Source organism: Prosthecobacter fluviatilis (genome assembly GCF_055388355.1).
This window is the reverse complement of sequence record NZ_AP043782.1, coordinates 1847645-1870739: the sequence shown is the minus strand read 5'-3', so window position 1 is coordinate 1870739 and position 23095 is coordinate 1847645. Positions and strand designations below refer to the sequence as shown.

At 62.5% G+C, this 23095-nt stretch carries 15 protein-coding genes and 1 tRNA gene; 6 read left to right on the top strand and 10 right to left on the bottom strand.

Annotation, left to right across the window (positions count from 1 at the left end; translation table 11 throughout):
• Nucleotides 1-74: 74 nt before the first annotated feature.
• The 9 genes from ACZ5WW_RS07275 to ACZ5WW_RS07235 form a co-directional block, all read right to left on the bottom strand.
• Complete coding sequence (locus ACZ5WW_RS07275) at nucleotides 75-3683, bottom strand: DUF1553 domain-containing protein (protein ID WP_377170537.1); 3609 nt, start codon at nucleotides 3681-3683, stop codon at nucleotides 75-77.
• 92 nt (nucleotides 3684-3775) lie between these two features.
• Nucleotides 3776-4390 (bottom strand): response regulator, encoded by a 615-nt coding sequence (locus ACZ5WW_RS07270; protein WP_377170539.1) that lies wholly within the window; start codon nucleotides 4388-4390, stop codon nucleotides 3776-3778.
• Between the two features lie 24 nt (nucleotides 4391-4414).
• Complete coding sequence (locus tag ACZ5WW_RS07265) at nucleotides 4415-6487, bottom strand: sensor histidine kinase (RefSeq protein WP_464694224.1); 2073 nt, start codon at nucleotides 6485-6487, stop codon at nucleotides 4415-4417.
• 103 nt (nucleotides 6488-6590) lie between these two features.
• On the bottom strand, nucleotides 6591-7394 hold the full coding sequence (locus ACZ5WW_RS07260) for a PH domain-containing protein (protein ID WP_377170555.1): 804 nt from the start codon (nucleotides 7392-7394) through the stop codon (nucleotides 6591-6593).
• Between the two features lie 57 nt (nucleotides 7395-7451).
• On the bottom strand, nucleotides 7452-7946 hold the full coding sequence (locus ACZ5WW_RS07255; protein WP_377170557.1) for a YbjN domain-containing protein: 495 nt from the start codon (nucleotides 7944-7946) through the stop codon (nucleotides 7452-7454).
• A gap of 36 nt (nucleotides 7947-7982) precedes the next feature.
• A tRNA-Pro gene (locus tag ACZ5WW_RS07250) sits at nucleotides 7983-8059 on the bottom strand.
• A gap of 178 nt (nucleotides 8060-8237) precedes the next feature.
• Nucleotides 8238-9788: a lipase maturation factor family protein gene (locus ACZ5WW_RS07245; RefSeq protein WP_377170560.1), complete on the bottom strand. Its 1551-nt coding sequence runs from the start codon at nucleotides 9786-9788 to the stop codon at nucleotides 8238-8240.
• 52 nt (nucleotides 9789-9840) lie between these two features.
• Entirely contained in the window at nucleotides 9841-10344 is a 504-nt protein-coding gene (locus ACZ5WW_RS07240; RefSeq protein WP_377170562.1) for a hypothetical protein, read from the bottom strand.
• Between the two features lie 201 nt (nucleotides 10345-10545).
• On the bottom strand, nucleotides 10546-11454 hold the full coding sequence (locus ACZ5WW_RS07235; protein WP_377170564.1) for an N-acetylglucosamine-6-phosphate deacetylase: 909 nt from the start codon (nucleotides 11452-11454) through the stop codon (nucleotides 10546-10548).
• A gap of 299 nt (nucleotides 11455-11753) precedes the next feature.
• Between ACZ5WW_RS07235 and ACZ5WW_RS07230 the strand changes: the two genes are divergently transcribed.
• The 6 genes from ACZ5WW_RS07230 (at nucleotide 11754) to ACZ5WW_RS07205 (ending at nucleotide 17910) form a co-directional block, all read left to right on the top strand.
• Nucleotides 11754-12443 (top strand): MotA/TolQ/ExbB proton channel family protein, encoded by a 690-nt coding sequence (locus ACZ5WW_RS07230; protein ID WP_377170566.1) that lies wholly within the window; start codon nucleotides 11754-11756, stop codon nucleotides 12441-12443.
• Between the two features lie 72 nt (nucleotides 12444-12515).
• A complete protein-coding gene (locus ACZ5WW_RS07225) occupies nucleotides 12516-12920 on the top strand; it encodes an ExbD/TolR family protein (protein WP_377170568.1) in 405 nt (134 codons plus the stop codon).
• A 16-nt stretch (nucleotides 12921-12936) separates the two neighbouring features.
• On the top strand, nucleotides 12937-13680 hold the full coding sequence (locus tag ACZ5WW_RS07220) for a hypothetical protein (protein ID WP_377170570.1): 744 nt from the start codon (nucleotides 12937-12939) through the stop codon (nucleotides 13678-13680).
• On the top strand, nucleotides 13677-13922 hold the full coding sequence (locus tag ACZ5WW_RS07215) for a hypothetical protein (RefSeq protein WP_377170572.1): 246 nt from the start codon (nucleotides 13677-13679) through the stop codon (nucleotides 13920-13922). Before ACZ5WW_RS07220 ends, ACZ5WW_RS07215 begins: the two co-directional genes overlap by 4 nt.
• A gap of 120 nt (nucleotides 13923-14042) precedes the next feature.
• Nucleotides 14043-14972, top strand: coding sequence for an AAA family ATPase (locus ACZ5WW_RS07210; RefSeq protein ID WP_377170881.1), 930 nt, complete (start codon nucleotides 14043-14045; stop codon nucleotides 14970-14972).
• A gap of 4 nt (nucleotides 14973-14976) precedes the next feature.
• Nucleotides 14977-17910 carry a transglutaminaseTgpA domain-containing protein gene (locus ACZ5WW_RS07205; protein ID WP_377170574.1) on the top strand — a complete coding sequence of 978 codons (2934 nt, stop codon included), beginning with the start codon at nucleotides 14977-14979 and terminating at the stop codon, nucleotides 17908-17910.
• A 24-nt stretch (nucleotides 17911-17934) separates the two neighbouring features.
• Here the strand turns inward: ACZ5WW_RS07205 and ACZ5WW_RS07200 are convergent, their stop codons facing one another.
• Entirely contained in the window at nucleotides 17935-22998 is a 5064-nt protein-coding gene (locus ACZ5WW_RS07200; protein WP_377170576.1) for a beta strand repeat-containing protein, read from the bottom strand.
• Nucleotides 22999-23095: the final 97 nt, after the last annotated feature.

Sequence of the window (23095 nt, the reverse complement as noted above, 5' to 3'; positions counted from 1 at the left end):
CGGAGGTTGTTTTCACTTTTAGCAGCACCTCACTTTCGTGGGGTGCTTGGCGTGAGCAGTCTTGGTGATGATGCTCAAGGGCTAAACTCCCACTCGGGCGCGTTCAGCAGGGCCCACAGCACGTCTTCCATGCGGCCGCGCCATTCGGCGTTCAGCTTGTTGGTGGGAGGATCTCCGGCGCGGGCGGCGGCTTCCTGGGCCATGCGGACGGTGGTGGCTTCGCCGTCGAGGTGGTTGGACCAGCTCACGTATTTTTCGCGGGTGCGGTTGGAGGCGGGAGCCTTGCTGGCAGTGGCTGGATTTTGAATGCGTGACTCGTAGCCTGCGGAGAGGTGCTTGGTGTAGAGCTCACGTTCTTCGGCGGTGGGGTGGCGGGTGAGCAGCCTGAGGAAGAGCTGGTCGATGAACTGGTCGAGCGGCTGCTGCTGCAGGGCCAGGGCGGTGATGCCGTGGTCATCGCTCAGCCGGGTGAGCCACACGCCCACGGTGCCGTTGCTGAGGATGGCGGGCTGCAGCACGTTGGGGTCGGCATCGCGCTTGCTCACAGGGTCCTGGCGGGAGCCACGCCAGCCGAAGGCGCTGAGCACATCCGTCACCGCCTGGATGCGGGGCAGGGCGAGACTTGGGCGATCGCGCTCGTTGCTGGTGCTGGTGAGCATCCAGCTATGGTGCGGCTTGCCCATGTGGATGGCGTTCTTGAGATCGCGGGTGTTGTCGATGTCGAGGCAGACTTCCTCGGTGTGGAAGGGCTTGCCGGTGGCGGCAAAGAGGGAGTCCACGATCTGCTCTGCCTGCAGCCTGCGCGGTGCTGGGCTGGTGAAGAGCGGGCTGGTCTGCTTGAGCGTGGGATCGGTGGCGCGTTGGTAGGCCTCGCTGTTGAGGATGAGGCGGGCGAGGTGCTTCACGTCATAGCCACCGCTGACAAGCTGGCGGCCCAGCCACTTCAGCAGCTCAGGATGCGAGGGCTTGCCCTTCTCCCAGTCTTCGATGGGCTCCACGATGCCACGGCCCATGAAGCGGGCCCACACGCGGTTGGCGATGACCTGCGCAAAGCGTTCGTTCTGCGGCGCGGTGATCATGGCGGCGAGCACATCGCGGCTGTCCTTGGGATCTTCCGCGAGCTTGGCCGCAGCCTCGTCGCAGAACTCGGCAAAAGGCCACTTAGGTTGCACTTTGGTGCCGGGCACCAACGTCACTTGGATGAGCGGCTTGCGGCCGCCGGCGTGGATCTTGTCCATCGGCACGCTGCTGGTCTTGGGTACTTCGATTTCCTTCGTCCCCAGCATCGCTGCGAGTTCAAAGAGATCCTGCTGCAAGGATTTGCCGGTGGGCGAGTCGTGGCAGCGTGCGCACTTCATCTCCACGCCGAGGAAGGCGGTGCTGACGATGGTGCCCTTCGCCGCCATGGGCACGTCATTCTGCGAGGCGGTGCCAAATCCGGCGGGGCCACCAAGGCGCTCGCTGCCGCGCATGCGCAGCAGCTCGGTGACGAAGAAGTCCATGGGCTTGTTGTCCTGAAGGGACTCATAGAGCCACCAGCGGAAGGGGCCGGTGTTGTTCAGCGTGGGGTTGAGGATGTTCGGATTTTCCGCCAGCACATCCTGCCAGTAGCCCATCCAGTTATCCGCCCAGCGCGGGTCTTTCAGCAGCTGGTCGATCAAGGCCTTGCGGTCCGGGTTCTTCTGGAAAGCAGCGATTTCCTGCAGCGAAGGAGGCACGCCGATGGTGTCGATGTACACGCGGCGCAGGAAGCTGAGATCGTCTGTGAGCGGCGTGAGCGTGAGGTGGTCGGCACGGATCTCCGGCCAGTGCGCGCCTTCCTTGATCCAGGTGGTGAGCAGGGCGATCTCGTCCTTGGTCAAAGGCTTGCCCTTGGGCGGCATGATCTCGTCTTCATCCGTGGAGGTGATGCGGGCGATGATGGAGCTGTGGTCGGGCTTGCCGGGATCGACAGCCGCGCCGTCGGATTTGCCGCCTTTGATGGCGTCTGCCAGCGAGTCAAGATGCAGGCCGCCTTTGGCCTTGGCGCCGCGATGGCACTCGGTGCACTTGGCTTCGAGGATGGGCTGGATGTCCTTGAAGTAGTCGATGCTGCCTTTGTGGGAGTCCTGGGACTTCACGGTGGCGATCTTGGCGGCAATGAATTCATCGATGCTGCCTTTGCCCACCGGGTTTTTCGCCAGCCATTCTTCTGCGGCCTTGCGGCGTGTGGCCCAGTAGGGGGCGGAGAGCGCACGCAGCTCGGCGCGCTTCTTGGCATTCACCTCGGCGTAGTGCGCGTTGCGCTCCTGCTCGTAGGCAGTCCAGCCGGCATCGGTGTAGGGCACAGTGCGCTTGCCGGGCGTGACGAGCTTCCAGCTCTGGCTTCCCTGCGGGCTCCAGGCCACCACAGTTTCGCCCAGCTCCGGGCGGCGGATGCTTTTGCCCACGTAGCTGCCCACCAGCGTCTCCAGCACGATGAACTGGGGCTTGCCGGTACCTTCAAATTCGCACCACGATTCGCGGTTGCCGGGAGGCGCAAAGCGGAAGTCGGGGCCGAGGTCGAGATATTCCTGCTGGTCGGCTACCAGATGATGGCCGTCGCTGTCATTTGGCGGGAAGGGGGTGTTCAGGACGATCTTGTTATCGACATAGAGGTTCGTGGCGCCACGGGCGCGCAGCAGCAGGCGGTGCTTGCCTTTGGGAAAGGTGATGCTGGCAGCGGCGCGCAGCAAAAAGGGCACGTGGCGCTCTCCGCGCACACCCGTGTCCACGTACTTCTGCGGTACATCGAGGAAGCCAAACACATCCTCCGTGTAGGTTTCTCCCACCTTGGGAGCCTCGGCGGGCCAGGCATTGGCATCGGGCATGCCTTCTTCTGCCAGTTGCACCAGCACACGGCCTGCCGGCACTTCCTTTTTTGCCACGGGTGGTGGCGGCGGCACAAACTGATACTTCGCCTTCAGCGCGGTGACATCGATGGGCCCGCGATAGATGGCCACGTCATCGAGCCAGCCATTGAGCGTGTGCGAGGACGCGAGTGTCGAGCCGCTGCCGATCACGAGGGCATCGCCATCGGTCACCGGGGCGCGGTCCGTGGCACCACCCATGTCCCAGACCCCGTCGGTCTCGCGGCCGTCGATGTAGCCTTTGATGCTCTTGGGCTTGCCGTAGGTGTAGGTGACGGCGATGTGGTGCCAGCCGGAGGAGGGCAGGGTGTCCTTGGACCACCAGCGGTGCCAGTCGCCTTTTTTGTCGGGCACATTGGCGCTGCGGAAGAGGAAGCCGATCTGCGCGCCGCCCTTGGTGTTCTGCAGGCGCAGGGCGTAGTTTTGATTCTCGCTGCCAAACTCCTTGGTGCCGAGGCGGCCTTTGCCGATGATGTATGGCGTGCCGTTCTGTCCGGCGGACTTGACCCAGGCTTCGAGGGTGATCGTTTCATTGAGGCCAAAGCGCAGGGCCTCGGTATCCTTGATCGTGATGGCGGTTTTCTTGCCGTCGCCATCAAAACGCTGGGCGGTATTGTCCTTGGAAAAGCCGGGGTAGCTCGGGGAGCGCGGGCCGGGCTCCTTGGAGTTGTCAAAACGCCACTGCATGACGGGCGTGGCGAGCGGTTTGTCCGTAGTGTCGTTGCCGCCGCTGTCATTCTGGGCGGAGGCGGCGAGGGCGGAGAGCAGGAATAGGGCAGGAACGTAGCGCGTCATGGCTCTACCAACGCCGGATCACCGCTGCTTTCAGCATTTCGGGCACCCCACTTTCGTGAGGGTGGGGGCGGCGAGGCGGGCCTTGGGGGAGTTCACACCCGCACCAGCCCGCGCCGGATCGCCTCCGCTGTGGCCTGCGCGCGGTCGTTCACCTTCAGCTTCATCAAGATGCGGCTGACGTGCTGCTTCACCGTGTCTTCGCCGATGCCGAGGATGGCGGCGATTTCCTTGTTCGCGCGGCCCTGGGTGACGAGGGCGAGGATCTCGCGCTCGCGGGGGGTGATCTCGGGTTCGGCGAGGCGGTCTTTGAGACGCTGGGCGATGTCCGGCGGCAGGCTGCGCTCTCCTCTGGCCACGGTGCGGATGGCGGAGAGCAGGGCCTCGCGGGAGGAGGATTTTTGCAGGTAGCCCAGCGCGCCGGCCTTCAGAGCAGCCTGGATTTCATCGTCGCGGGCAAAGGTGGAAAAGACCAGGACGCGCGCGTGGGCGTGGTCCCGCAGCAGCGCGGCTGTGGCCTCGATGCCGCCGATGCCGGGGAGCTGCAAATCCATGAGCACGACGTCCGGCCGCTTCTTGGCAAAGAGCGCGGAGGCCTCCTCGCCACGGTCTGTCTCTCCCACCACTTTGAGATCGTCCTCAAGCTCCAGCGAGGCCACGAGGCCGCTGCGGACAACGAAGTGGTCGTCGATGAGGAGGAGGGAGATCATGGGGGGAGCGGGCAGATGACGAATTCAGAATGACGAATGAAGCAGCGGAAGGGACACCGTGACCACCGTTCCTTTTCCTTCTTCGCTTTTCCAGGCCACTTCGGCACCGATTTTTCGCGCACGCTCGCGGATGCCCATGCAGCCAAAGTGGCCGGGCTGGCCGGTCGTGGCGGTGTCTGAGGCGAGGCCGCGGCCGTTGTCGGAGATTCGGAGCGTGAGCAGATCGGCGGAAGCCGAGAGGTGCAGCGTGATCTCGGTGGCCTGCGCGTGCTTGAGCACATTGGTGATGGCCTCCTGCGCCATCATGCGCAGGTGGTGGGAGACAGCGCCCGGGATGGCGGGAAGGGGATGGAGATCGAGCCGCAATGCGGGAGCATTCGGCGGCATGCGGCTCTGGATTTCGCGCAGCGCAGCGGGTAGGTCGTGCAGCTGCTCGGTATCGCGCAGATCAGCAACGAGATTGCGCGCTTCGCTTTGAATTCGGGAGACGAGGCTCCGGCTGGTCTCGATGAGGGTTCGCGCCTTGTCCTCCAGCGGGCGCGTGGTTGCGGCGTCCAGCCGCAGGGACAGGCCCGCGAGCTCCTGCTCCAGGGTGTCGTGGAATTCACGCGCGATGCGCTGGCGCTCATCCTGCGTGGCCTGCTGCACGATGCGGCTGCTCAGTGCGCTGATCTGACGGCGCAGGGCCGCGATCCAGACGATGGCCAGGAGGACGACACCAGCGAGAATGCTGATGGCGATGACGAGACGGCCGGTGGTCCAGAAGGGAGCGGTGCTGATGATAGCGATGTCTTCCGCCGAGCGCAGCAGCAGCGAGGCACGCTCGGCCTGCGAGCGAAAGCCCCGATCTTTGGACGACTCTACCAGGCAGACGCCCGTGAGCCCCACCACAGTGTCGATCTCCAGCTCCGGCGCCGCGGACTGCAGCAGAAAGGCGCGCAGCGGCGTGCCGCCGGAGGTGAGGCGCAGTTCGTAGCCATCTACCGTGCGGAAGAAGTCATTGAGCACGGCAGGCGCAGTGAGGCGAATGAGGTCGGCATCGTGGCTGCCATCCAGAAACTCTTTCAGAGAAACGGCCGCTGCAGCCGCGGGCAGGTCGCTCGTTTCACCGCTGCTGATCACCTGCGCATCTGCCAGGGAGGCGCTGAATCCGGCCATGATGGGGAAGCCGATAATCTCGGCTTTTTGCCCTACGCTGAGACTGGCTGGCGTGGTGAGGCGGATGGCGATGGAGGGAGACTGCTGCGGCAGAGGAGCTGCGTCCTTGGGCTGCTCGCGGGGCGGTGGCGGCGGCGTGGCATCGCGCAAAAAGACGCGGCCATCGGGGAAGGCGGCCAGCACGGTGCCGAGCACACGCGCGCGGTGGTGGGGCTCGTCCGCAGCACCAAACTGCAGCAGGGTGACGACTGAGGTGACAGGCAGCTCCGCGAGCGGCGGCGCGGGCTGGGTGATCGCCACATCATTCCAGTCGGTGACACGGATGTAGGGAAACACAAGCTGGCGGCGGTCATTGATGCCGCCTGCGGCCAGGGCGGTGATGCGCAGGCGCGCGTCGATGAGAGCTGGCGCGGTCTCCAGCGGCGCATCGATGCGCACCTCCAGCACACGGCTGCCGATGGCCAGGCGTAGCAGGGAACGGTTTTCATCCAGCGGAGTCAGGGTGCGGCCCAGGCCCTCCACGATCACTCGCTGGTAGTGGTAGCGGCCGGTGGCCAGGTCGTCGTAGCTGGCGGGGGCGGCGGCAGGCGGAGCCCCATGTCCCAGGATTTCCAGGCTCGTCACATCCACGCCGGGAAAGTACAGCCCGGCAGTGGTGAGGCCTCGGATGCGCACGCGATCACCCACCTTCAGGTCATTGCGCGCGGGCTTGAAGTGCAGGTGCGTACCTGCGGTGTCGTCCTGCACAAAGGCGGTGCCGCCGCTTTCCACAAAGCCGATCGTGGCGGTGAGATCGACGGGCAGCTTTTCCAGGCTGCGCTCGTAGGGCAGCGTGCGGATGTCGATGGCGCGGGTCAGTGCGCCTGCGGCGAATGACGACTGAAGAAATCCGAATGACGAAAGAATGACAAAGATCGAATGCAGAATGCTGCCCCTCATGCGGCATGCAGTGCCGCGAGGTTTGGCATTCGGGCTATGGGCTTCATTCGTCATTCGGATTTACTCATTCGTCATTTCTGCCTCATGCCCCACCGCTTTGTTATCAGTCATTCGTTGGGTCCACGCCACGCTGGAGCTTGCGCACCAGGTCCTTCACCTCGTGGGCGCGGCGCAGGTCCTTGAACTGCACTTCGATGCCTGCATTCGCGGCCGTGGAAAAGTCGATCGTGCCGAGTCCCAGGAGGCCCTTCACACCAGATTCATAGACGTCGATGCTGCGGATGTCGCAGATGCGTGCCTCTTTGGAACTGCGCCCGATGATCCCCCAGATGAGTTCCACCCGTTCCCGGGTGACGATGTAGTCATGCGAATAACGTGCGATCCCGACGGCGATGAGTGTGGATGATGCACACAGCAGGGCGACGACAGCATATTCAGCCTGGATCACAAACAGCAGGCATGCGGCGATCACCAGCAGCAGGCAGAGGATCAACGCCTTGGTGTAGCCCAGCCATGAGGGGTGCGCATGGTGCAGGATGGCTTCGCCACTGGTAGAGTAGTCAAATTGATCATCCATGGCCTCCTCTGACGCTGCTGTTTCCAGCGTCTCCTCCCCCTCCTCCTCATCTTCTTCAGGCTCAGGCTCAGGCTCAGGCTCTTCAGGCAGTTCCGTGTCCGGGCCGATCTCACGATACATCGGGCGCGCGATCCGGGCCTGACCACGGCTGGCAGTGGGGGGGCGCATGCCGCTTACCAGCTCACCCACGGTGTGCATCTGGCCGGTGTCCTCATCGAGGCACATCTCTCCACGGGCCAGCGAGCCACGGGCCACGAGTGTGTACAGGTCCTCCTTGGACAGCGGTGCGCTGAAAGCCGGATGCTGCTGGAGTGTATAGCGGGCGGACATTGGGTGGGCTTCTTGCAGGCCACCAAAGCACAGGCGGGCAGCCCGTGTCACGTCCAATCAGCTGGCGTCAGGCACCGGCGGGAGCAAATCTTCACGTTTCATCAGATCTGCCACCTTCAGCAGCAGCAGTTCTCCCTTGGGGGTATGAATGATCTCTCCGAGAAACGGAGTGAGGCGGTCCATCTCTGCCACGGCTGAATGCACCAGGCTGGCAATGATGCGCGCATCGTGACGGTTCGGCGGAAAGACATTGGTGGTTCGAAACATCACCTGGCCGCTCTCCCACTCGAGTTCGAAATTGCCGAGATTCAGATCCTTGTTCGTACGCATCAGCAGCTCGCACACAGGCAGGCGGTGGGAAGCCGGCACCTGCAGCGTGGCGCTGGAAACCACGGAGATGATATGCGTGTCGCCGAAGACCTGCACATGCAGCGGGATTTTGGCGTGGTGAGCTTCAAAATCGGCCTCGATGACAGAATGCTCGGGTATTTCGCGGTAGAGCCACCCCATTTCCTTGAAAGTATTCAGGGTGGTGGCGTAGAGGGCGGACATGCTGCGGAGTGGAAATCTGAGATTTGAAATTTCAGATGGTCGGGGCGGCGAGATTCGAACTCACGACTTCTTGCTCCCAAAGCAAGCGCTCTACCAGGCTGAGCTACGCCCCGAAGGTTGTTTCCCTGATTCGAAATCGAACGAGGGGTCGCGATAGTGCCGCAGTCTGGAGCAGACGCAAGAAGAATGTAGAATCATGCGCACAGAATGCCGGGGGGCAGGGACCTGAAGCCATGCCGAGGAGCATTTTCCTGTTCTCTGAACCTGCTTGGGCTGGCTCTAAATGGATTTTCACCGCTCCCTTGCCTTCAAGGACATCGTGCCGCTGAAGCTGCCCACCTGCTCGCGCTCCCACCAGTCGCCGGAGGCTCTGCGCACCTCGGGCTGGGTGAAGTGGTAGCGGTACAGCCGGGCGCGGATGTGGGTGATCTTTTCCACCGGGAAGGGGGGCGGCTCCAGCAGATCCCACACGGGCTGCTTGTGCTGGAGCAGCGCGGTGCAGAACTGGCCAAACCAGTGCATGGGGGAGCCGGGACTTGCATCGCGCTGCGGATCGTAGCCCGGATACAGGGCGGCAAACCACATCTGCCAGTCCAGCCGCGGCTGGTGCGGGGCGATGAAGGGCGGGCGGTGTGCGGGATCGCCGGGTTTGTATTTAAACTCCAGCGGCAGAAACAGGGCGCCGTCATCGCTCACTTCTAAAATAATCTCCGGGCGCTCCTCGGTCATGTCTTGGAAAAGACCGTAGGCATTGAAGGAGCGCGTGCGTGCGGCGGGAGCATCGAGCTTTTCGTGCAGCATGGCGGGCAGCAGGGGCTTGTAGTCGCGGATGCGGCCTGCCATGAACGAATCCGCCGCCAGCAGCGTGACCAGCACCACGGGCAGCACAGCAGCGAGCGCTGGCCACTGGTTCCTGTGCTTGAAGGCTGGACGCTGGGCTTCGGCATTGATCCGCAGCCAGGCACGCATGCGCTTCGGCCACCAGCGGTCATCCAGCAGTGTCAGCGCCAGTGCTGCGGTGAGCAGGTTGAAGAAATTGTAGTTCCCCGTGGCAAAGATCACCACCATGAGGCCGGTGAAGCCCAGCGCCGCCACCAGACGGCCCCAGCGGCCAAGGAAAATGGCGAAGGGCAGGCCGAGCTCGATGCCATACATGATCCAGCAGCCCGCCACGTGAAACCAGCGCGGAGCATGATGAATGAACCACGAGAGGCCGTTCGGCAGCGGCTGCGTCTCGTAGTGGTAGAGCATTGCGGTCATGTCCCGCCACGGCAGGTCACCGCCGCCGATCTTGACGAGACCCGAGAGAAACATGAGGCGGAAGAGCAGCCAGTGCAGCAGGAAGACGGAACCCCGGGGAGGCTCCGCCGTGCTGCGCCACACCCACAATCGCCACGGCGCGAGAAACAGCGCAAGAAATCCGGCCTCCAGCAGCAAAGAGTCCCACTGATAGCCCATGAAGATGTCTCCCGTGGTGGCAAAGGACAGGTAGCCAAACCACAGCAGCGCCAGCAGCGGCCCCTGCGCCACGCCCGCCATCACCAGCACGCACAAGACGCAGCAGCTGGTCAGAATGCCGTGCGCGAAGGCATCGTTGTAATGCCAGTGAAACACCGAGGGCATCTGCCAGAACAGCGTCTGATGCTCACGCGCCTCATACGCATGCACGTTTTCCATCAGCCTCTTCGCCGGCAGGATGCCGCTCTCTCCGACGAGCCCGTCATACTGCACGCCCCAGGAGATGAAGGCGATGAGGTAGATGGCGGCAAGCAGGCGCGGAAAAAACCAGCGGACGACGGTGTAGCGTCCGCGCTGGGATTCTAGCCGGAGGAAGAGATTCATGTCATTCGAAGGGCATGTTCTCCTCACATGTGTCACCAAACAGGCATCCGTATCAACCTTGATTTCTTTGCCTGCGATAGTAGGCAAGTTCGTCGGGAGTCATAAGCTTGTCGAGAATGGGATGTTTTAATTCCCAGTATTTGAAGCATTGGATCGGCCCCATGGAAGCATACCCCGTTTCATAGCGAATTCGTGCGGCAAGCCCCTTTGATGAATGAAATGTGGCGATCAAACTATGAATGGGTCCCGTGGTGACATTTATCAGCTCTGACGGTCCCTTAGGCATTCCGAACTCTGCGCTGACAATCGATTCACAGTCGGCTTCATAGTGCTGTTGATCACAAACCGACAAAAGTCTTCGCGTCGTCCATGCATACCAGTCACCTCCCGGAAAAGATGCGCTCACCAGCGGGAGCTCGTCTTTATCGAGTTTCAGCGGAACGGCTGGATGAGGAGGCAGGGAACCGATCGTGGTGGCACGCCAAAGGTCACGCTCCATCGATGACTGGCAGATGAGATGAGTGGCAATTGAGGCGATTTTTTGATCACGGGTCATTGCTTTTATGAGCTGAGATGAAACATCAGTCGCTTGTCTCAGATTCGCGTCAATCGCACATGCTGTGACATGATTCCTCATACTGCAGGTTGAGGACGAAGAAAACGCAGCACCCCGCGAAAGCTGTGTCGGCGATGCAGGCTTGCACCGTGCATCTCTGCCACCGCAGTCCAAGACGCGGGCGCGTGGCTTGAGAGGAGGCTAGGCGCGAATCGCCTTCCTCGGATTCACATCCAGCACACGCGTCAGATCACGCTCGGTCATGCCGAGCTGTTCATACGCATTCGCTTTGATGCGCGGCACTGTGACCGTGCTGCCCACAAAGTGGGTGCCGTCGGGGGAGCGGGCCACAAGGTCTTCGCCGATGAGGATGTCCCATCCGGCGAGGGTGTAGCGGCCGGGGCCGAGCCGGGCTGCGGAGATGGCGTCGGTGACAAAGATGGTGCGCTCCAGACCGGCGCAGGCCAGCCAGTTCTTCAGCACAAAGAAGGGGATGTGCACACCGTCCGGGATGAAGCAAAGCCACAGGCGCTCGTGCAGGCTCAGAGCACGCTGGATGATGTTGTCGTGCCGGTGCATCTGGATGGGGCAGCCATTCCCCACATGGGTAAACATGCTCAGCCCGGCATCGCAGGCGGCATTGAGCTGATCCAGCGAGGGATCGCAGTGCCCGGCGGAGACGGTGACGCCATGGGAGGCCAGGAAGGCGGTCGTTTTGCTGCCCTCGTCGTGCTCTGGGGCCAGGGTCACCAGCCGGGCCAGGCCACCGCAGGCGTCCATCAGGCGCTTGGCATCATCCACATTGGCTGGCTTCACAGCGGCGGGCGGGTGGGCGCCCACGTAGCCTTTGATGGGGTTGATAAACGGCCCCTCGACATGGATGCCGGAGATCATGCGGCGGGCCAGTTCGTCCTTTTCCCGCAGCGCCACCAGGGCGCTGATGCGGCGCTCCAGGGTGGGGATGTGGTCGGTGATAAAGGTGGCCAGGATGGAGTCGCAGCCGTCCTCCTCCAGCGCTGCGCAGGCGTGGTGGAGGGATTCGGCGGTGAGATTGTCGCCGTTGAAGTCGGTGCCGGCGTAGCCATTGACCTGGAGATCGAAAGGTTTCATGCCGCCATTGGAGCGGGGCCGGGCGGTGGAATCAAGGCTGGGAGGTGATGGGAAGTGGTATGAATGTTACACCATGCAGGGGATGGGGCAGGGGGCTAAACCGGGCGGCTAAAATGCTGCCCTCGCCCCTCCCTAGGCATTTCTTCTCTTCTCCCCACTTGACCGGCCTTTCTTCATCCCGTTTATTTCCAATGTTTACAAGACATCAGTCTCGGCATAAAACATGCTCTGTACTACACGTTCTCTCCCGAACTGGCGTGCAGCGCCAGCTTGACACTTTACTCTCTGATTCCCGGCTCATGATAGATCTTATCTCCAAAGGCGGACCGCTCGTATGGCTCCTCATCGGGTGCCTGTGCTTCGCCGGAGCTATTTTTATCGAGCGTCTGGCCTATTTTCACCGGGCGAGCATGAATGTCGGCGAATTCCTGGCTGGACTGGCCAGTCTCATCCGCCGCAAAAATTACGCCGAAGCCCTTCAGGAATGTGTCGCCACACGCGTCCCCGCCGGGAGGGTCATCCACGCCGCCCTGCTCCGCCACCACGCTCCGCGCGAGCAGCTCAAAGAAATCGTGCAGGAGGCAGGGCAGCTCGAGGTGCCGAGACTGGAGCGTTTCCTGGGCATTCTCAATGCCATCGCTCATGCAGCTCCCCTGATCGGCCTGCTCGGCACTGTGATCGGCCTGCTGGACAGCTTTACCAATCTCTCTTCGGCCAATGGCATAGCGACTCATGCAGATGTGGCCCGTGGGGTGTATCAGAGCCTCATCACCTCGGCTCTCGGTCTCGTGGTGGCCATCCCCGCCTACCTCTCCTTCGCCTTTCTCAGTGCCCGGGCCCGTTCCCTCATGCATGATCTTGAGCGTGCGGGGATCGAAATCGTCAATCTCATCGAAGACGCCAACAGCACGGACAACATCGTGGAATTCCGTCCGGCGGAGTCTTCCCCTCAGGTGGCAAAGTCGCGCGGGCGCGGCATGAAAGGATAAGCGCCCTCAGCGCATTTTCGGCTGGCCCAACCATTCCTTGCCTCCGATACTGCGCCCATCGCCGTATCAACCATGAAGCTCGAGAGTCATCTGCCCAAGCAAAGCCCCTGGCTGTACACGGTGCCGCTGCTGAATACGATTTTGCTTCTGCTGGTGTATTTCCTCCTCACCAGCAACTTTGTGGTGCAGTCCGGCATCCAGGTCGAGCCTCCGCAGTCAAACTCGCGGCTCACGGGCTTTGACCGCGCGCACATCATCACGGTGCCTGCCGGGTTGGAGAACGCGCTCTATTTTGACGGGGTCCGCATCTCCACGGAGGACCTGCGCGAAAAGCTCAGGGCGCACCGCGAGGGAGAGCGCCGGGCCATCATCCATGCTGCCAGGCAGGCGCAGCATGGCCGGGTGATCGAGATCGGGAACATCGCCCTCGAGCTCGGCTACGAGGTCGCCTATTCTACCGTGCCGCCCAAAGCGTAAATCACTCCGGAAGACGATGTCCACCAAACCGCCTCCACCCGCGTCTGGGCTCATCTTCGCCTGGGGCGTGCGTGACTATTCCATGTGGCGTCTGGTGGGCGCTTTGGTGCTGCTGATGGCGGCCATGGCAGGTTTCTTTTTCATCTTTCGCATCGTCCATCCGGTGGCACATCGGCTGCCGGTCACGCCCCAGCATGTCATCTCTCTTGATCCCAACAACCCGGCCGAGCTCGCCCTCATCCACCGGGCGCAGGACCGCAGCTTTGCACTTTTGAGCGATGCCGAACCCGTGGTGCCAGTTCTGGCAAATCCGCAGATGGCCTTTCATCCTTCTTTTGCCGGGCATCAGATCAGGCTGCGTGAGCTGGACCCTCCCTCTCCCGCCATCAGGCAGCCGCGTCTCTTCACGGCGTCTGCCGATGTGCTGCCACCGGTGCCGCATCGTGCCGTGGATTCCGTGGCCGCACCACCTGAAGCCAGGCTGCATGCCATCATGAGTCCTGCGCTGGCAAAGCGCGGCCCGGCCAGTGTGGTGCTCAGCCCTATCAAGCTCACCCAGCCCACCCGCGTCCAGTTTCGGGTCGCCATCGGGGCTGCCGGCCAGATTGTCACCGCGCTGCCCCTCAGCAGAGTCGATGATGCCGAAGTCATGCAGCAGTTGCACGACGCGGTGCGTGCGCTGCGCTTTGCCCCCTCCGAGGTGAAGCGTGTCGAGTGGGGGGAGATTTCGTTTCGCTGGGAGGTGGCCGCCACGCCATGATTCCCATTCCGCTTGGTGGTTTGATCATTCTCTTTATGGCGGTGGGGGTCACCACGGTCTGTGTGCTGTGGTTTCACAGTTTCTGGCGGGACCGCAAGCGCGAGGTCTACCGGCGGCGCATTGCCATCCAGTGCCGCATCTGCGGCACTGCCTATGCCTGCGAGGCAAAACGCAAAATCGACGTCACCATCTGCCCTGTCTGCCGTACGCCCAATGAGCGTAACAAGCTGCAGCAGATCTAGGCCTCATTTTGTTGCCTCTGGCGAATGCAGGCTTGCTTTCTTGCAGGCAGATCGGCGACATTTGCAGACATAATTCCTCCACTCGTGTCCTCACGCTCATCCCAGCTCTCCACAGACGCCATGCTGCCTGCCTCCACCGCACTGCAAGCGTCCCAGCAAATCGAATCCATCATCGCGAGCGTGTCTCAGATCATTCTTGGCAAAGAGAATGTCGTACGCCTCGCGGTGACTTGCCTGCTGGCACGCGGGCACCTGCTGTTTGAAGACCAGCCAGGCGTCGGCAAGACCATGCTGTCCCAGGCGCTCGCCCAGGCTCTGGGGCTGGGCTTCCGCCGCGTTCAGTTCACCAGCGATCTCCTGCCTGCCGACATTCTTGGCGCTTCAGTGTATGACCGCGATACGGCGGCGTTTCATTTTCATCGCGGCCCGGTCTTCACGCAGGTGCTCCTGGCAGACGAGATCAACCGCGCCACTCCCAAGACCCAGTCCGCACTCCTGGAGGCCATGGAGGAGGGAAAGGTCACCGCCGATGGTGCCACCCATCCTCTCCCGGAGCCTTTCTTTGTCATCGCCACTCAGAACCCCTCGTCTCAGATCGGCACCTTCATGCTGCCGGAGTCTCAGATGGACCGCTTTTTGATGCGGCTCGCCCTCGGGGTTCCTGATCGCGTGGCGGAGCGTGCTCTGCTGGAGGGGCAGGAGCGCCGCGAGATGCTCCGGTCCATGCAGCCGGCCATGTCTTTCCTTGAGCTTCAGCAGCTGCAGAGCTGGACGCGTGCCGTGCATGCGTCACCTGCGTTGCTTGACTACCTGCAGGATCTCCTGGCCGCCAGCCGGGTGCAGGGGCACGGGCTCTCTCCACGCGCCGGGCTTTCTTTGCTTTCTGCCGCCCGCGCATGGGCCTTGCTCAACGGGCGTGCCATGGTGCTGCCGGAGGACATTCAAGCCGTCGCGGTCGTCATCATGGGGCACCGTCTCGAACATGCCGCAGATGGCATGACGGGGGTGGAGCTGGCGAGGCAGCTGATAGCCGAAACCCCGGTGCCCTGATGCCATGAAAGTGCGCGTGCGCTGGAACCGACACACACTGGCGCTGCTGGCCATCGTCGCAGGCATGTGGTACGCGGCCGAGGCGCAGTCCAATGGCGCGGCGCATCTGATCGCATTGCTCACAGCCACCATGGGGCTGCTGTCCTGGCTGCATGCACGCGCCAATCTGCGGGGGCTGAAAATCCGGCTGGTGGGGGCACGCCCGGCGTCTCAGGAGGCTGAAAAATCCATACCGGTAGAGCTCCGTGCCACGGGGGCCATTTCTCCCTGTGGGCTTGAAGTTTACGTCATCGGCGCTGCCGCTCCCATTTTTGTTGAGCGTGTCCCGGCGGGCGGGGCTGTCGTCGTCGATCTGCCTCCTCCTCTCACTCATTCCAGCGGCACACTGCAGCTCGTCGTGCGCAGTGTTTATCCTCTGGGCCTGTTCTCGGCGGAGTGCGTGAGCGAGACCTCATGGGTTCGGCGTGTCCATCCCCAGCCTGCGGGAGATCTCCCGCTTCCGCCTGCTGAATCTTCCCGCCAAGGAGATGCCATCGCTGTTTCCACCTCCCGTGCACAGACCGGAGGTGGCGATGACTTTGCCGGCCTTCGAGAGTGGCGCGCCGGAGATTCACCCCGGCACATCGACTGGCGCTCGGTGGCCCGTGGTGGCCCGCTGATGGTCAAAGCATGGAGCAGCGGCGCTCAGGGCGTTGTGGTCATGGACTGGAATGCGCTCAGCCTCGATGAGCACGCTCGCGCGTCGCAGATCGCCCGCTGGATGGAGGTCTGTGAAGACGAGGGCAGGCCCTATGAGCTCCGCATGCCCGGCCGCACCATTGGCGCGGGGCATGGGCCCGCCCATTTGCGGCGCTGCCTTGATGCCCTTTCCATGCAGTCAGGTACGGAGGCCGGAGCCTCCCGCTCGGAAGAATTGAAGGCCGCGAGGGCGGCAACCGTGCTGAGTCTGGAGCAGTCCACCTTTCTGCCGAAACGCCCGCTGTTCTTCCTGAGCCTCGCCCTGCTGCTCGCCATCCTGCCGCTGCGTGGCTACGTCTCCACCGCTGGCTTGGTGGTGTGTGCTTTGTGTCTGCTCTGGCGTGGGGTCTTGCGCATGCCTGTGCCTCATGTGCTGGTGCGCCTGGGCGTCATCATCTCGGGCGCTGCGGCTGTGTATTTCAATTATGGGGAGCTGGCAGGCATGGAGCCGGGCATCGCACTGTTGCTGGTGCTCGCCGGGGCCAAGATGCTGGAAAGCCGCACTCCGCGCGAGTTTCAGGTGCTGGCTCTCATCGGCTGGTTTCTGGCCTTCTGCTCGGTTCTCCTGGAAAACCATCTCTCCCGCTCCGTGTGGACTGTGGTGGTGGTTCTTTTCATCACGGCCTGCATGGTGCGCTTCCGGCGCAGCCTGCCCGGTGCGCGTGAGCCTCTCCGCATCACTGGCACGCTCTTTGCCCAGGCTTTGCCTTTGACGGTGCTGCTCTTCTTTGTTTTCCCGCGCGGACTTCTGGACCTGGGCTCCGCTCTTGGTCGCAGCCGATTTGGCGAAACGGGCATCGACAACGTTCTCGATCCTGGCCACATCACCCAGGTGGCCCGGAGTTCGGATGTGGCCTTCCGTGTCCGCTTCCCTGACGGCGCTCTGCCTTCGAACGAAGTTCGCTACTGGCGCTGCCTCACGCTTTGGAATTGTGAAGGCATGCGGTGGACGCGCGGCGAACGTCTGAGTTTTGAGCCACAGCTTCCGCGCCCGAAAAGTGGCATGCGCTTCAGGCAGGTCATCGACCTTGAGGCTCACGGCAAACGCTGGCTCCCCGCTCTGGACCATCCGCTCAAGGCGCGGCTCCGCGGCGAGGATCTGTATCCAGAGTTCGATCAGTCGCTCGTTTCCCCCATGAGCGTGCAGAATTCCGAGCGCTTTGAGACCCTGTCCTATTGCGAACAGCCCACAGGGCAGGAGCCGGTGCGTGAACTGTCCGAAAGCCACCGGGAGGCTGCGCTCCAGCTGCCGGCAGTCATCTCGCCCAAGCTCAGAAAGCTCACAGACTACTGGGAGTCCGTCACTCAAAATGACGAGCAGCTCGTGCAGATCGCACTCTCCTACGTCAAAACACAGGGCTTCAGCTACACCCTGGAGCCCGGGGAGTACAAGGGGCCTCAGGCCCTGGAGGATTTCTTTTTGCGCCGTCGCGTCGGCTTCTGTGAGCACTTCGCCGCCAGCTTTGCCACGCTCATGCGCATGGCGGATGTGCCTTCGCGCATCGTGGTGGGCTATCTCGGCGGCGAGTATTCCGACCGCAATGGCGGCTATCTCATCGTCAAGCAAAGCGATGTCCACGCCTGGGTGGAGGTGTGGCTGGAAAGATTTGGCTGGCTTCGTATCGACCCCACAGCGGCTCTCGCCCCTGACCGCGTCAATATTGATCTGGGCGCTTTTCTTGCCGGCGGTGCGGAGGAGGCGGAGCGTCAGCGCCGCACCTTGTGGGGTCGCACCATGCAGCATCTGCGGCTGTGGTGGGACAGCGTCAACTACGACTGGCAAAACCAGGTCATCGACTACAATCAGGAATCACAGCGCGGTCTGCTTGAAAGCGTGGGGTTGCGCCACAGCAAACTGGTGTTGCTCATCCCCAGCGGGGCTTTTGTGCTCGTGGGCGCCTTGCTGGTCACTCTGTGGCTGCGGCGTCCGGCCCGTCATTCCGACCCGTGGGTGCGTCTTTGGCAGCGGGCCTGCAAACGCGCCGGCAGGGCAGGTGTGCAGAGCTGGATGCCCCATGAAGGGCCCCTGACCTTTGCTAGGCGTGTCGCCCTTGCTCGCCCAGATCTCTCCGCGCAGTTTGACTCCCTTGCCGCCATGTACGTCTCCGGCCGCTACGGTTCCTCGCATGAGGTGCTGGACCAGTTCAAAGCCGCCGTGCTCCGGTTCAAGCCCGCGCGGCTGAATCGCAAACCGCAGTGAGCTCCGGTATCAGCTTTCTCGTTCTCACTGCAAAGCCTGCCACCTTCTCCGCCGCAGGCCAAGGGCCAGCAGGCCGCTGAGCAGCAGCAGAGCACGGCTGGGTTCGGGTACAATGGCGATCACTCCAGTGCTGCCAAACAGACTCATATCCCAAAACCAGCTGCTGTTGTAAACAGTCAGATCTGGAAGGTCGAGCGCAAAGCCCGCGTTGTCGGCGCTGCCTCCCACGCGCATGCCGCTGCCCGAGTCATAATAAGACAGGGCGATGTTTGAGCCGGTCCAGTCCACCAGGTCAAACACGGCCTGGTAGGTGGGCACAAATCCTGCGCCCAGAGTCACGCTGAGGGTGGAGGCTCCATCGAGCGATAGCGTGCCATTCACGATGATTCGGTCGTTGCCGCCATCCGTCGCGGTGCCGCTCACGCTGGTCAGGCGGTTGGTGATGGCATCAAAGGTCGCGTTGAGGCCGGAGTCGCTGTTCTTCAGTTGCAGAGCCAGCGTGGCAGAGGCGCCGACGGTGAGATTCCCGCCGATCAAAACGGTGCCGATCTCCGTGCTCAGCCCAGCGGTGCCTGCGGCGACGGTGGCGGCATTGCCCCCCGGTGCCAGAGTTGCGTTTGCAGCGAGATTGACGGAACCGGCGATTCTTCCTGTGCCCCCGAGAGTCGCGTTTGCATTCACCTGCACCGTGTTGGTGCCTGTGGCGGAATCCGTACCGGCATACGCATTGTTCACCAGCAGGCTGCCCGCACTGACTGTGGTCTGTCCGGTGTAGGTGCTGGCACCTTTTAGCACGGTGGTGCCTGTTCCCGTCTGATTCACCACACCCGAGCCGCTCACATTGTTGGTTACTGTCAGCAGATCACTGCGGTTGAAGGCCAGGGTGGCGTTGTTGACCACATTCCCGGAGCCGAGCGTGCCTGAGGTGCCGCCATTGCCCGCCTGCAAGGTGCCTGCGCTGATCGTGGTGGCTCCGGTGTAAGTGTTGGTGCCGAGGAGCGTGAGCGTGCCCGTGGTGCTCTTGGTCACGGCGCCACCGCCGTTGATTTCCTGCACGTCTTTGAGCGTGCCGGAGGCGAGTGTGAGCGTGTCGATGACGTTGACGGCATCGCCAATGCTGTGACCGGTCATGTCCAGCGTGCCGCCGTTGAGGGTGATGGTGCTGCTAGTGTTGCTGGTGGTGGAGCCTGCACTGCCGCCTTCGGTGATGTTGACGTTGGAAATGAGAGTGCCGCCGGTGATGTTGAGAATGCCCGTGGCTTTGCCGAAGGTGTTGGTGTTGGCGTAGGTGGCGAGGACGAAGCTGCCGCCTGCATTGACGGTGAAGGTGCCGCCGCCAATGTTGAGTGTGCCTTTGGCCTCGGGGGCATTGACGACGGTGCCGCCATTTCCACCCATGCTTCCGAGTTCGACGCTGTTGGCGGTGAAGGTTCCGGTGTCGAATGAAACTGTGCCGAGGGCGCCGCCTGCTCCTGGACTGCTGCGCTTGCCAATGACAAGCGAGCCTGCCGCGACGGTGGCGGTGTGGCCGCGAAGATCAAGCGTGCCGGTGGGGAAAGCCCCGGTGTTCGTGGACAAAGAACTGCCGACGACGATGTTGGTGGTGGCGCCAGTCTTTCCGCCAATGACGACGGTGCCTGCACTGCCAGGGGCTGTGGATGCGAACTGGACGAATCCAACGCCCTTGGAGACGCCGATATTGAGCGTGTTGGTGGAGATGACGTTGGTGCCTGCACCGAGCTGCAGCGTGCCCTGGCCGGCATTGAAGTCCGCGCTGTTGGAGATCTGCACGGAGTTTGCGGTGATGCTGTTGCTGGTGTCTGAGAGCTTGAGCGTGCTGATGTTGTTGATACCCTGGGCCACGCGGAATTCGTTCACATTGGCGGTGAAGGAGCCGAGGCCGGTGAAATCGGTGGTCGTGTTGTTGGCATTGGCTGCCATGTCAAACTGCGGGCCTGTGGCATTGGGCAGAAGATTGGCGGCAGTCTGCGAGGTGACTGTCTGAAGGCCCGCCTCGAAGTTGGCGCTGGCATTGTTCACCACCAAGGCGCCTGGGCCAGTGACGGCGGCAAAGGTGTTGACTTTGACATTGCCAGCAACGCCGACGTAGAAGCTGCCATTGACCGTGAGTGTCTGCCCAGCTCCGATGATGACGGTGCTGTAGGCGCTGGCACTATTGGATGCGATCTGCAGGCTGGCGACGCTCTGACTGGCGGTGCTGAGATCCAGAGTGGCGGTGAAGGATCCTGAGCCAACGGTAACAGCGGTGTTCGTGGGCAGGGTGTTATTGGCACCGATTTTCAGCGTGCCTGATGTGACAAGGGTGCTGCCCAAGTAGGTGTTGGTACCGGAGGCTGCGGTGAATATCAGTGTGCCGTCTCCGGTTTTGTTGATGCCACCAGTGCCCGTGACAGGGGCTGCTACCGTGGCAGTCGCGCCAGTATCCACGCGCACCTCCGTAGCCGCATTGGAGATTTGAATCTGCCCACCCGAGCTGGCCAGCGTGTAGCTCCGGGCAAACTGCAGCCCGTTCACCACCACGGCATCCTGCACTTGTACGGTGCCGCCTGTGGCCCCCGCAAACACGGCGATCTTTTCCGCCGAGGCCGACCAGTTGGTGTTGTTGCTGCCGTCTGCCAGCGTCCAGTTGGTGCCGGCATTGGTCCAGACGCCGTCTCCGCCGTCCACGAGGCTGTCTGCCACGGTGTCCGTGCCGTCCCAATACTGCGCGCTGATGGCGGTGGCCACGAGGTTGACGGCTTTGTTCACGGTATCGACGACGATGCTCGTGTTGTATCCGGCGAGCATCTGGGCCACGAGCCCGTTGTCGGTCAGGGTGCCGGTGTAGCCGATGAGCTTGTAGGTGCCTGCGGTGAAACCAGCGCCGGTCGTGACGCGCACAACGCCATCGAGAGTGATGAGGGTTCCATTGGCCTGGATGAGATCACTGCTGGTGCCCAGATCAAAGAGGAGGAGCGTGCTGTCATTGAGCACCAGATTCCCTCCAACGGTCAGCGTGCCCGTGCTGCCAGCTGTCAATGCATCGCCAACGATGATCGTGGTGTTGTTCGCGGCGGTGAGGCTGCCGCCAAGCGCACCTGCATACGCGAAAGCTGCGCCACTGGCCACAGTCACCGCTGTATTGCCAAGCGTTCCCTTCACATTCAGCGTGCCCGCATTCACCGCTGTGGCGCCGGTGTAGCTGTTGGTTCCGCTCAGCGTCCAGATCCCGGTGCCGTTCTTGGTCAGGCTGGCGACGCTGGTATCTATGGCTGCGGCCAGGCTGCCACTGCCCGCGCCCGTGAGGGTCAGGCTGCGGGTGCCGCCGACGATGGCGGTGGTGCTGGTAAGGGCGAGGCTGCCGCTGTCTGAGGAGATGGCGACATTCGCAGTGCCAAAGGTCAGTGCGCCGCCGTAGCTGTTGGTGCCGCTGACGTTGACAAGCGCGCCATTCTGCCCGGTGGCACCCGTGCCACTGAGCGTGAGAGCCTCGGCACCCACGCTGATGTTGTTCTGCAGCTGAAGGGTGGCGCCACTGGCGACGACGGTGCCCGCGTTGGCGGCCGAGGGGACGGTTTCACTGGTCAGCACCGCACCGAGGGCGCTGCTGTTGCGGATGTTCAAAATGCCCGCGCTGATCGTGGTCTGCAGCGTGTAGGTATTGGCACCGGAGAGCGTCCAGGTGCCGGTGCCGGTTTTGATGACCTGCATGTTCACTACGGTGGCGGCGTTGCTGGTGGTGCCACCGATCTGCCCCTGGATCTCCCCGTTGCCACTGCCGGTCAGAGTGAGGTCGGAATAGTTGGCGTTGGAACTGACGGTGTTGCCGTTGGCCAAACGGACGCCGTTGGTGAAGGTGATCGTCTGACCGGCTGTCATGGCATTGATGACGCCGCGTCCGGTGTTGCCCGTGGCGGCGTTGTTCATCACAATGAGGCGGTCTGTGGAGGTGGTGTTTCCTGCGTATTCAAAGGTGCCGATGGTGGCGCTCGCCTGGCCGAGAGAAATAGTGCTGCCCTTCCCGGCAGAAGAATTGACGCCGGTGTTGAAGATCGTCAGCACCTGAAATGCACCGTCGGAGATGGAGATGTTGCCGCTGAAGGAGTTGTTGTTGTTGTTGAGAAACACCCTGCCGGAATCCGTGCGTGAGAGCCCGGAGGCTCCGGAGACCAGGCCGTTGACGATGAAGTTCTGCGATCCGCGAAACGTCAGCCCGGCCGCCAGGGTGCCATTCAGGGTCAGCGCGCCCGTGCCGTTGTTGTAAAAGGAGCCGCTGCCGGTGATGGCGCGGTCGGTGGAGGCCGCGCCGCCCACGTATTTCACATGCGTGTTGCTGCCCAGATTCAGGATGCTGCCCGCGCCGATGGCGCTGTTCACCCCGGCATTCGCGATGCTGGTGAAGATAAGGGTTCCGTTGTTCACGGTCGTGCTGCCGGTGTAGCTGTTGTTATTGTTGTTGAAGCGCCACACGCCCAGCTGGCCGCCGCTGCCGGTGACATTCACGCTGACGCCGCCGGATGCCCCGTCTGAGATGAGGCCGTTCATGATGTTGGCGGAGGCGTCGTTGCTGCGGTTGCCTGTGGTGGCGGCGAAATTCAGCGTGATGGTGCCCGTGGTCGCTCCTCCGCTGATGCTGCCATTGATGGTCATCGGGTAGGGGTTCGCGTCCGTGGTGGGCGTGGAGGTGGAGTTGTTGGCAAAGGTGTAGGAGCCATTGCCAGCGTTGCTGACCGGCTCGATCACCATCGGCGCATTCAGCGTGACGGTGGAGGTGTTGCCAGAGTTCATCGTCACAGAGCCACCGCTGCTCAGCAGCAGGGCTTCTCCCGCATTGGCCCCGGCGCTGCCGATCGTAAAAGAGCCGCCTGCTGTGTTGGTAAACAGCAGATTGCGCAGATTGCGTCCGGTGTCGATGGTGATGGTCGTCGCACCCGCCGCCGTGTTAAAAGTCGCGGTGTCCGCATTCGTGGTGCCTGTGGTGTCGCCCGGTGCAGAAGAGGTGCTCCAGTTCGTTCCGGTGGACCAAAGCAGTGTGCCTGTGCCGCCAGTCCAGTTTGCATCTGCGGCAAAGCCGGGAGCGTGCTGCATTAGCAGGGCGGACAGCAACAAGGCATGAAGAATGAGACAAAAGGTACAGCGACGAAGCTGCCTTTTGAGTAGCGGAGCACTCATGGTTTTTTTGGGG

What these genes read in the sequence shown, in the direction of transcription:
- ACZ5WW_RS07235 (WP_377170564.1), bottom strand. Translation starts at nt 11,454, where the DNA reads ATGAAACCTTTCGATCTCCAGGTCAATGGCTACGCCGGCACCGACTTC.
- ACZ5WW_RS07265 (WP_464694224.1), bottom strand. Translation starts at nt 6,487, where the DNA reads ATGAGGGGCAGCATTCTGCATTCGATCTTTGTCATTCTTTCGTCATTC.
- ACZ5WW_RS07225 (WP_377170568.1), top strand. Translation starts at nt 12,516, where the DNA reads ATGAAGCTCGAGAGTCATCTGCCCAAGCAAAGCCCCTGGCTGTACACG.
- ACZ5WW_RS07205 (WP_377170574.1), top strand. Translation starts at nt 14,977, where the DNA reads ATGAAAGTGCGCGTGCGCTGGAACCGACACACACTGGCGCTGCTGGCC.
- ACZ5WW_RS07215 (WP_377170572.1), top strand. Translation starts at nt 13,677, where the DNA reads ATGATTCCCATTCCGCTTGGTGGTTTGATCATTCTCTTTATGGCGGTG.
- ACZ5WW_RS07230 (WP_377170566.1), top strand. Translation starts at nt 11,754, where the DNA reads ATGATAGATCTTATCTCCAAAGGCGGACCGCTCGTATGGCTCCTCATC.
- ACZ5WW_RS07270 (WP_377170539.1), bottom strand. Translation starts at nt 4,390, where the DNA reads ATGATCTCCCTCCTCCTCATCGACGACCACTTCGTTGTCCGCAGCGGC.
- ACZ5WW_RS07245 (WP_377170560.1), bottom strand. Translation starts at nt 9,788, where the DNA reads ATGAATCTCTTCCTCCGGCTAGAATCCCAGCGCGGACGCTACACCGTC.
- ACZ5WW_RS07220 (WP_377170570.1), top strand. Translation starts at nt 12,937, where the DNA reads ATGTCCACCAAACCGCCTCCACCCGCGTCTGGGCTCATCTTCGCCTGG.
- ACZ5WW_RS07275 (WP_377170537.1), bottom strand. Translation starts at nt 3,683, where the DNA reads ATGACGCGCTACGTTCCTGCCCTATTCCTGCTCTCCGCCCTCGCCGCC.
- ACZ5WW_RS07200 (WP_377170576.1), bottom strand. Translation starts at nt 22,998, where the DNA reads ATGCAGCACGCTCCCGGCTTTGCCGCAGATGCAAACTGGACTGGCGGC.
- ACZ5WW_RS07240 (WP_377170562.1), bottom strand. Translation starts at nt 10,344, where the DNA reads ATGACCCGTGATCAAAAAATCGCCTCAATTGCCACTCATCTCATCTGC.
- ACZ5WW_RS07255 (WP_377170557.1), bottom strand. Translation starts at nt 7,946, where the DNA reads ATGTCCGCCCTCTACGCCACCACCCTGAATACTTTCAAGGAAATGGGG.
- ACZ5WW_RS07210 (WP_377170881.1), top strand. Translation starts at nt 14,043, where the DNA reads ATGCTGCCTGCCTCCACCGCACTGCAAGCGTCCCAGCAAATCGAATCC.
- ACZ5WW_RS07260 (WP_377170555.1), bottom strand. Translation starts at nt 7,394, where the DNA reads ATGTCCGCCCGCTATACACTCCAGCAGCATCCGGCTTTCAGCGCACCG.